The organism is Clostridium sartagoforme AAU1, from assembly GCF_000401215.1.
Classification (GTDB): domain Bacteria; phylum Bacillota; class Clostridia; order Clostridiales; family Clostridiaceae; genus Clostridium; species Clostridium sartagoforme.
The window spans coordinates 60,014-68,489 of record NZ_ASRV01000050.1 but is presented as its reverse complement, the minus strand read 5'-3'; the positions used below and the strand labels follow the sequence as shown (position 1 = coordinate 68,489).

Below are 8,476 nucleotides of genomic sequence, written 5' to 3'. Positions count from 1 at the left end.
ATTAATTTTCATTTTAGCACCGATCCTTTTATCATTTTAACTATATATAGTAATATTATTAAAATGAAATTAATATATTATTATATATGTACTTCGAGGAATCTTTAAAAATTTTAAAAAACTGTATATTTTTTATATCCTTGAATATATATATAGTGTTAAAAATAAATAGGAGGGTACACCGTGGACAGCTTTAATATATACAAGGATATAGCTGAAAGAACACAAGGGGACATATATGTAGGTGTTGTTGGACCAGTTAGAACAGGTAAATCAACATTTATAAAGAAGTTTATGGACCTTATGGTAATACCAAAGATTGATAATAATTATAAAAAGGAAAGAGCAAAAGATGAATTACCTCAAAGTGGATCAGGAAAAAGTATTCACACAACAGAGCCTAAGTTTGTTCCAAATGAAGCTGTAGAAATAACTATCGATGAAGACATAAAATTTAAGGTTAGAATGGTTGATTGTGTTGGTTATATTGTAAAAGGTGCAGTAGGATATATGGATGGAGAAGAAGCTAAAATGGTAAATACTCCATGGTACGATTACGAAATACCTTTTGAAGATGCAGCAGAAATAGGAACTAGAAAAGTTATAACGGATCATTCTACCATAGGCCTTGTAGTTACAACAGATGGAAGTATTACAGGGATAGAAAGAGATGAGTACTTAGAAGCAGAAGAAAGAGTAATAGATGAATTAAAGGCTATAAATAAGCCTTTCATAGTTGTACTTAATACGAAATATGTTAATGCTCCAGAAACAAGAGCGATGAAAAAAAATTTAGAAGAAAAATATGATGTTACAGTTCAAGTTATGGATGTGGCTAATATGAATGAAAGTGATGTAGAAAATATATTTAAACATGTACTTAAAGAATTCCCAGTAAAAGAAATTAATATAAATATGCCAAGTTGGGTTGAAAAATTAGAGACTGAACATTGGTTAAAAAAGAATTTCTTTAATATAATAAAAGGAATGTGCGAAAACATAAGTAAGGTTAGAGATATTAAAACTACATTAAATTTATTAAAAGAAGAAGAAAATTTATCTCCAACAGAAATGAGTTCAGTGGATTTGGGAGAAGGTAAGGCAATTATTACTATGAAACCTAAAGATGGAATTTTCTATAACATACTAAGTGAAATTTGTGATTTAGATGTTCAATCAGAAAGTGATTTATTATCTTTAATAAAAGAATTAAATTTTGCCAAAAAAGAATATGATAAAGTAAAGGATGCACTAATTGATGTAAGAGAAACTGGTTACGGATTAGTTGCACCACAGTTATCAGAAATGAAATTTGAAGAGCCTGAAATGGTTAAGCAAGGAACGAAGTTTGGTGTGAAGCTAAAAGCATCTGCCCCATCACTTCACTTTATAAAAGCTAATATAAAAACTGAAATAAGTCCTATAATGGGATCAGAAAAAGAAAGTGAAGAATTAGTAAAATCACTAATGGAGCAATTTGATAAGGATCCAGCATCTTTATGGCAAAGTAATATGTTTGGTAAACCTTTGGAAGTGTTGATAAAAGAAGGATTACAAAATAAATTATATAAAATGCCTGATGATGTACAAGTTAAAATTCAGAAAACACTTCAAAAGATAATAAATGAAGGTAGTGGAGGGTTAATCTGCATTATCTTATAAAGAAAGAGGTTAGTCTTATTGTAGACTGACCTTTTTCTTTATAAAATAAATAGTACATTTACATTATATTTGTAAATTAAAACAATACTAATGAATAATATATTAGTAAGATCTTTTAAAAATAAAGCTCATATACACTATACAGAATTGAGGGATATTATGGAAGACAGATTTTGTACCTATAAGAGAGTAGGATATTTTAAAGAAAGAATGGCAGAAAACTTAGGGGTAAAATTTACAGGTACCATCTATGCCTCCCCAGGGGTATTAAAGCATATTAAAAAAAGACATGGAAAACAGTTGAGTAAAAAAATAGTTGGGAATCTAATAGAATATATGAGAAATATAATTGAAGATCCAGACTATATAGGGGTATATAAGCTAACTGAAAAAGGGATTCATATCGAATTAATAAAAAAGGCAGAGACGAATATACTAATAGGTATAGATATAGATAGCAAAAGGGATTATATATATGTTTCAACAATGTATCCTATAAGTGAAGGTAAAATAAACAATAGACTATATAGAGGAAAATTAATAAAATGGAAATAATAAAAGTTGAAACATTTTTGTATAAAAGCTATAATATGTATATTGGCATAAAATTAATAGATTATTGAGGTGAGAAAGGGCTCCTCATACGCTGAATTTCAGTAATAAGAGATGTAGGATACGCCGACCTACCAATAATCTAATTTAGATTTAAATTTTTTAAACTTTTGGTTTATCCAAGGGTTTTTATTTTTTAATTAATTTTAGGAGGGAAAATATGAAAAAGGTAGCAGTAGTCTTTAATGGAGGAACAATTTCTATGAAAGTAGATGAAAGAATAAAAGCGGCTGTTCCAAGTTTAACTGGAGAAGAAATAATGTCAATGGTAACTGGAATAGAAGAATTTGCAGAGATAGAATCTCATAGCTTTTCTAGTAAACCATCTCCACATATTACAATACAAAACATGCTAGAACTTAGTAAATTTATAAAATCTTTAGTAGATAGAGAAGATATAGATGGAGTTGTATTAACTCATGGGACAGATACCTTAGAAGAAACGGCGTACTTCTTAGATTTAACTATAGATACAGAAAAGGTAATAGTTGTAACAGGTGCTATGAGAAGCAGTTCAGAACTTGGATATGATGGTCCATTTAATTTAGCAACTTCAATATGTACGGCAATTTCAGAAGAAGCTAAAGGTAGAGGTGTATTAGTTTGTTTTAATGGGGAATTAAGTTCAGCAGCAGATGTTACTAAAGCAAATTCAATGGCACTTAATGCTTTTAAAACTCCAAACTTTGGCCCAATAGGAATAGTAGATAATAATAAGGTGTTATTTTATAGAAAGACTAAAAAACATAAGGTTTATTATGTAGAAAGTATAAATGATGAGGTTGCATTAATAAAATGTGTGGTAGGAATGAGTTCGGATTACATAAATTATTTTATAGATAAAGGTTATAAAGGAATTGTTATAGAAGCTTTAGGAAGAGGAAATGTTCCACCTTCTATGGTAGCTGGAATAAAAAGAGCTTTAAATAATAATATACCTGTTGTCATCGTTTCTAGATGCTTTGAGGGAAGGGTATATGAATCTTATGGATATGAAGGTGGAGGGAAAATGCTTAAAGACTTAGGTGTATTTTTTGAAGAAAGTATGCCAGGACAAAAAGCAAGGATTAAATTAATAGTAGCACTTTCAAGCAGTAAAAGAATTGATATAAGGGAATCTTTTAAAAACAATACGAATATTATGTAGACTTATAAACGAATTAATACGTTTATATTGACAAACTATATTTTAAAGTGTATAATAATGTTCGTAAGATAAGTAGCTCATATAATATTGACAATAAGGGTCATAAGTTTCTACCAGGATACCGTAAACATCTTGACTATGAGTTTAATACTAATTAATTTACTATATAATTGTTAGTATTTATTAAAAAGCTGCTATGAGTTATCTGCTTAATAATTCATGCAGCTTTTTTTTATAAAAAATTAGGGGGTTTAAAAATGAAAAGCTTATCACAAGGACAAGGACTATTACCGATACTAGGAAACAAAAATGTAAATCTTAAAAGAGAGATAGTGGCTGGGATTACTACTTTTTTAACTATGGCTTATATAATTGCAGTAAATCCTAATATATTATCAGCAACAGGAATGCCAGCTGGAGCTTTAGTTACATCTACATGTCTAGCAGCAGCAATAGCTTGCATATTGATGGGGTTACTTGCAAATTTACCTTTTGCATTAGCTTCAGGTATGGGACTTAACGCATTTTTCGCTTTTTCAGTTGTTATAGGAATGGGAGTATCATGGGAAACAGCTTTAACAGCAGTATTTATAGAAGGTATTATATTTATATTATTATCATTATTTAAGGTAAGAGAAGCTGTTGTAAATGCAATACCAATGACAATGAAACATGCGGTTACTGCAGGTATTGGTATTTTTATAGCATTTATAGGTATGGTAGGAGCAGGATTAGTAATAAAGGATGATGCAACACTAGTTAAAATGGGCCATTTTTCACCAACAGTTATTATTGCATTAGTTGGAGTTGTTATAATAGCAGTATTAGACAAGAGGAAAATAAAAGGATCTATATTATTTGGTATATTAACTAGCACTTTATTGGCTTGGGGATATGCATTAATAAATCCAGAAGCAGCAACTAATTTAGGTATTTATTTGCCAGAAGGATTATTTAAATTTGAAAGTATTACTCCAATAGCAGGTAAATTAGACTTCAGTCAGTTCTTAAATATGGATAGTGCGCGTAATTTAATAGTTGTTGTTTGTACTTTCTTGTTTGTAGATTTCTTTGATACAGTTGGAACTTTAGTAGGAGTTTGCTCAAGAGCAAATATGTTAGATGAAAATGGCAATGTACCAAATGCGGGAAAAGCTTTATTAGTAGATGCGATTGGGACTACTATAGGAGCAATATTAGGTGTTTCAACTGTTACAACATATGTAGAAAGTTCAACTGGTGTTGCAGCCGGGGGAAGAACAGGATATACAGCAATTACAACAGGAATATTATTCTTAGTAGCAATGTTCTTTTCACCAATATTCATAGCAATACCATCATGTGCAACTGCACCAGCATTAATTTATGTAGGATATTTAATGCTTGGAGCTGTAAAGGATATTAAATTTGATAATATAACAGAAGGTGTACCAGCATTTTTAACAATAACAACTATGGCTTTAACATATAGTATTGGTGATGGTTTAACTATTGGAATATTATCATATGTAGTAATTAATTTAGTATATAATCTATTCTGTAAAGAGAAAAAAGATAGGACTAATGTATCTATAGTTATGATATTACTTGCAATATTATTTATAATTAAGTTAGTATTTATATAAATTATACAGAAAGGTAACTCTTTTCGTATTAGTAAATCCTAAGAAGGAAGTAGAATATTCTACTTCTTTTTTTTAATTGTAAATTAATAAAAAAACAAATGTTAATAATTTGTAAACAAATTATTGACAATTAAGTAAAATATAAATTAATATTAAAATGTTCTTGTATTTTTAATATAATATAAACTTTGGAGGCATATATGGTTAAAAGTATGACTAGCTTTGGCAGAGCTAGTAGTGAAGAAGGAAATAAATTTTTATTTTCAGTGGAAATGAAAAGTGTAAATAGCAGGTATTTAGATTTAAATGTAAGATTACCCAAAAGTATAATTTCTTTAGAAGAAGAAATTAGAAGATTAATAAATTCAAAACTATCAAGAGGAAAAGTAGATGTATTTATTAATCAAAAAAGTTATAGTAGCGGAGATGGAATAGCTAAATTAAATTTAAGACTTGCAGAAAGTTATTATAACTGTTTAAGAGAAATAGAAGAAAATCTAAATATAAAAAATGATATAACAGCAACTCAAATTGCTAGATTTCCTGATGTTATAACGATTATAGAAGAAGAAGATTCAATAGACGAAATTTGGAAAGTTATTAAACCTCTTATAAATTCATCATTAGAAATGATGAATAATATGAGAATAATTGAAGGAGAAAAGCTTAAGGAAGATATTCTTCAAAAATTAATTGAAATAGAAAGTTTAGTACACAATATAGAAAATATAGCATATACTGTTCCAATTGCATATAAAAAGAAATTAGAGGTTAAGCTTAAAGATTTACTTGAAGGAATAGAAATAGATGAAGTGAGAATAGCACAAGAGATAGCTATAATTGCAGATAAGTCAGCGGTAGATGAGGAAATTACAAGACTTAAAAGTCATTTAAATCAAATGAGAAAAACTTTTAAAGAAGACGGACAAATTGGAAGAAAACTTGATTTTATAATTCAAGAGATGAATAGAGAAGCTAATACAATTGCTTCTAAATCTAACGATATGAATATGACAAATTATGTCATTAACATAAAAAACTTAATAGAAAAAATAAGAGAACAATCACAAAATATAGAGTAAATAGGAGGAGAACAATGGGTATAAAGTTAATTAATATTGGATTTGGTAATATAGTTTCTGCAAATAGACTTGTTGCTATTGTAAGTCCAGAGTCAGCACCTATAAAGAGAATAATACAAGAAGCTAGAGATAGAGGTATGCTTATAGATGCAACTTATGGAAGAAGAACAAGAGCTGTTATAATAACAGATAGTGATCATGTCATATTATCAGCAGTTCAACCAGAAACCGTAGCTCATAGGCTTGTAGCAAAAGATGAAGCTGTAGATGAGGTAGATGAATAATGCAGAGTAATAATAGAGGTGTTTTAATAGTTATTTCAGGACCTTCGGGAGCTGGAAAAGGTACTATTTGTAAGGCTTTATTAGAAAAGCATAAAAATATATATATTTCAGTTTCAGCTACAACAAGATCTCCAAGAAATGGAGAAGTAGATGGCGTAAATTATTACTTTTTATCCAAAGAAGTATTTAAAGAAAAAGTTGAAAAAAATGGATTTTTAGAATATGCTAATGTCCATGGAAATTTTTATGGTACTCCAAAAGTAAATGTGGAAAAAATGCTTGAAGAAGGAAAGGATGTTATTCTAGAAATAGATATTCAAGGAGCTCTACAAGTAAAAGAAAACTTTAGTGAAGGAGTATTTATATTTATTCTTCCACCATCAATGGAAGAATTAAAACAAAGAATTATAAAAAGAGGCAGCGAAACAGAAGAATCATTAATGACTAGATTTAAAAATGCATATAAAGAAATTAATTATGTTTCAAAATATAATTATGCTGTAGTAAATGATACTTTAGATCTAGCTGTATCAAAAGTAGAATCAATTATAGCAGCAGAAAAATGCAGAGTTGATAGAATAAAAGAAAATACAATTTTAGATTCCAAGGAGGGCTTAATTCATGAACAACTCTATGATTAATCCATCAATAATGGATTTACTTAAAAAGGTAGATGACAGATATTCACTAGTAATAGTTACTTCAAAAAGAGCAAGACAAATAATAGATGGAAGCGAACCATTAGTTGCAACTAAATCTAAAAAACCTTTAACTATTGCTATTAATGAAGTTAATGAAGGTGAAGTAGGATATGAAGCTATACCTACAAAAGAAGGTTTAAAATAATTATGAATAATAAAAAGTGTGTATGCATAGGCGTAAGTGGAGGCATTGCAGTTTATAAAGCTTTAGATATCATAAGTGCTTTAAAGAAGAAAGATATTGATGTAAGAGTTATTATGACTGAATCTGCAACTAAATTTGTAACTCCATTATCATTTCAATCATTAAGTCAAAATATGGTTGTAACAGATATGTTTGCAGAGCCTAAGGCCTTTGAAATACAACATATATCACTAGCTAAAAGAGCAGATGTTTTTTTAGTAGCACCAGCTACTGCAAATATAATTGGAAAAGTTGCAAATGGAATATCTGATGATATGTTATCTACAACTATTATGGCAACTAGAGCAAAGGTTATCTTTGCTCCAGCGATGAATACTAACATGTATGAAAACATGATCGTTCAAGATAATATAGAAAAATTAAAAAAATATGGATATGAATTTATAGAACCAGCTTCTGGTAGACTTGCTTGTGGAGATATAGGTACAGGGAAGCTGGCAGATGTAAATACAATTGTAGAAAGAGTTTTAGAAGTACTTAACAATCAAGATAAATCTAAGGAATTACAAGGGAAAAATGTTTTAATAAGTGCGGGACCAACTCATTCCAAAATAGATCCAGTTAGATTTATTACAAATAGATCAACAGGAAAAATGGGATATTATATTGCAGAGGAGGCTAAAGCTAGAGGAGCTAATGTTACTTTAGTGTCAGGTCCAACTAATATAAACCCTCCTACAGGTATAAATGTAATAAATGTAACTACAAATGAAGAAATGAAAAATGCAATGTTAGATAATTTTAAAAATAGCGATATTGTTATTAAATCAGCAGCAGTTGCAGATTATAAAGCTAAAAACTATAGCAATGAAAAAATAAAGAAAAGCGAAGAGGATTTAGTTTTAACTTTTGTAAGAGATAACGATATTTTAAAGATATTAGGAGAACAGAAAAATAATCAAGTTCTTGTTGGATTTGCAGCAGAAAGTAACAATATAATAGAGAATGCTAAGAATAAATTACAAAAAAAGAATTTAGATTATATAGTGGCAAATGATATTACAAGTGCTGACACCGGATTTGGAAGTGAAGATAATAAAGTTATCATTATTTCTAAAGATGGAGAAGAAATATATTTAGATAAGATGAGTAAAAAAGAAGTTGCATCTAAAATCTTTGAAACTATATTAAGAAAGCGCTAAAGGGCGCTTTCTTCTA

Annotated in this window: 9 protein-coding genes and 1 riboswitch; all 9 genes read left to right on the top strand. The window is 29.0% G+C overall.

Features of this window, described 5'->3' with window-relative positions; translation table 11 throughout:
• Positions 1-183 precede the first annotated feature (183 nt).
• The 9 genes from spoIVA (at position 184) to coaBC (ending at position 8,460) form a co-directional block, all read left to right on the top strand.
• Positions 184-1,662 (top strand): stage IV sporulation protein A, encoded by a 1,479-nt coding sequence (gene spoIVA, locus A500_RS04660; protein ID WP_016206432.1) that lies wholly within the window; start codon positions 184-186, stop codon positions 1,660-1,662.
• A 159-nt stretch (positions 1,663-1,821) separates the two neighbouring features.
• Positions 1,822-2,217, top strand: a complete 396-nt coding sequence (locus A500_RS04655) for a PBECR3 domain-containing polyvalent protein (RefSeq protein ID WP_016206431.1) — start codon at positions 1,822-1,824, stop codon at positions 2,215-2,217.
• Between the two features lie 217 nt (positions 2,218-2,434).
• Positions 2,435-3,421: an asparaginase gene (locus A500_RS04650; protein WP_016206430.1), complete on the top strand. Its 987-nt coding sequence runs from the start codon at positions 2,435-2,437 to the stop codon at positions 3,419-3,421.
• A gap of 57 nt (positions 3,422-3,478) precedes the next feature.
• Positions 3,479-3,580: riboswitch (purine riboswitch) on the top strand.
• A 98-nt stretch (positions 3,581-3,678) separates the two neighbouring features.
• The gene (locus A500_RS04645; protein WP_016206429.1) at positions 3,679-5,046 is read left to right on the top strand and encodes an NCS2 family permease; all 1,368 of its coding nucleotides are present in this window, start codon (positions 3,679-3,681) and stop codon (positions 5,044-5,046) included.
• Between the two features lie 200 nt (positions 5,047-5,246).
• Entirely contained in the window at positions 5,247-6,128 is an 882-nt protein-coding gene (locus tag A500_RS04640) for a YicC/YloC family endoribonuclease (protein WP_016206428.1), read from the top strand.
• A 14-nt stretch (positions 6,129-6,142) separates the two neighbouring features.
• Entirely contained in the window at positions 6,143-6,412 is a 270-nt protein-coding gene (remA, locus tag A500_RS04635; RefSeq protein WP_008678315.1) for an extracellular matrix/biofilm regulator RemA, read from the top strand.
• Positions 6,412-7,053, top strand: coding sequence for a guanylate kinase (gene gmk, locus A500_RS04630; RefSeq protein ID WP_016206427.1), 642 nt, complete (start codon positions 6,412-6,414; stop codon positions 7,051-7,053). Before remA ends, gmk begins: the two co-directional genes overlap by 1 nt.
• Positions 7,034-7,258, top strand: a complete 225-nt coding sequence (gene rpoZ / locus A500_RS04625) for a DNA-directed RNA polymerase subunit omega (protein ID WP_016206426.1) — start codon at positions 7,034-7,036, stop codon at positions 7,256-7,258. The genes gmk and rpoZ overlap by 20 nt, the downstream gene beginning before the upstream one ends.
• A 2-nt stretch (positions 7,259-7,260) precedes the next feature.
• On the top strand, positions 7,261-8,460 hold the full coding sequence (coaBC, locus tag A500_RS04620; protein ID WP_016206425.1) for a bifunctional phosphopantothenoylcysteine decarboxylase/phosphopantothenate--cysteine ligase CoaBC: 1,200 nt from the start codon (positions 7,261-7,263) through the stop codon (positions 8,458-8,460).
• The last annotated feature ends 16 nt before the right edge of the window (positions 8,461-8,476 follow it).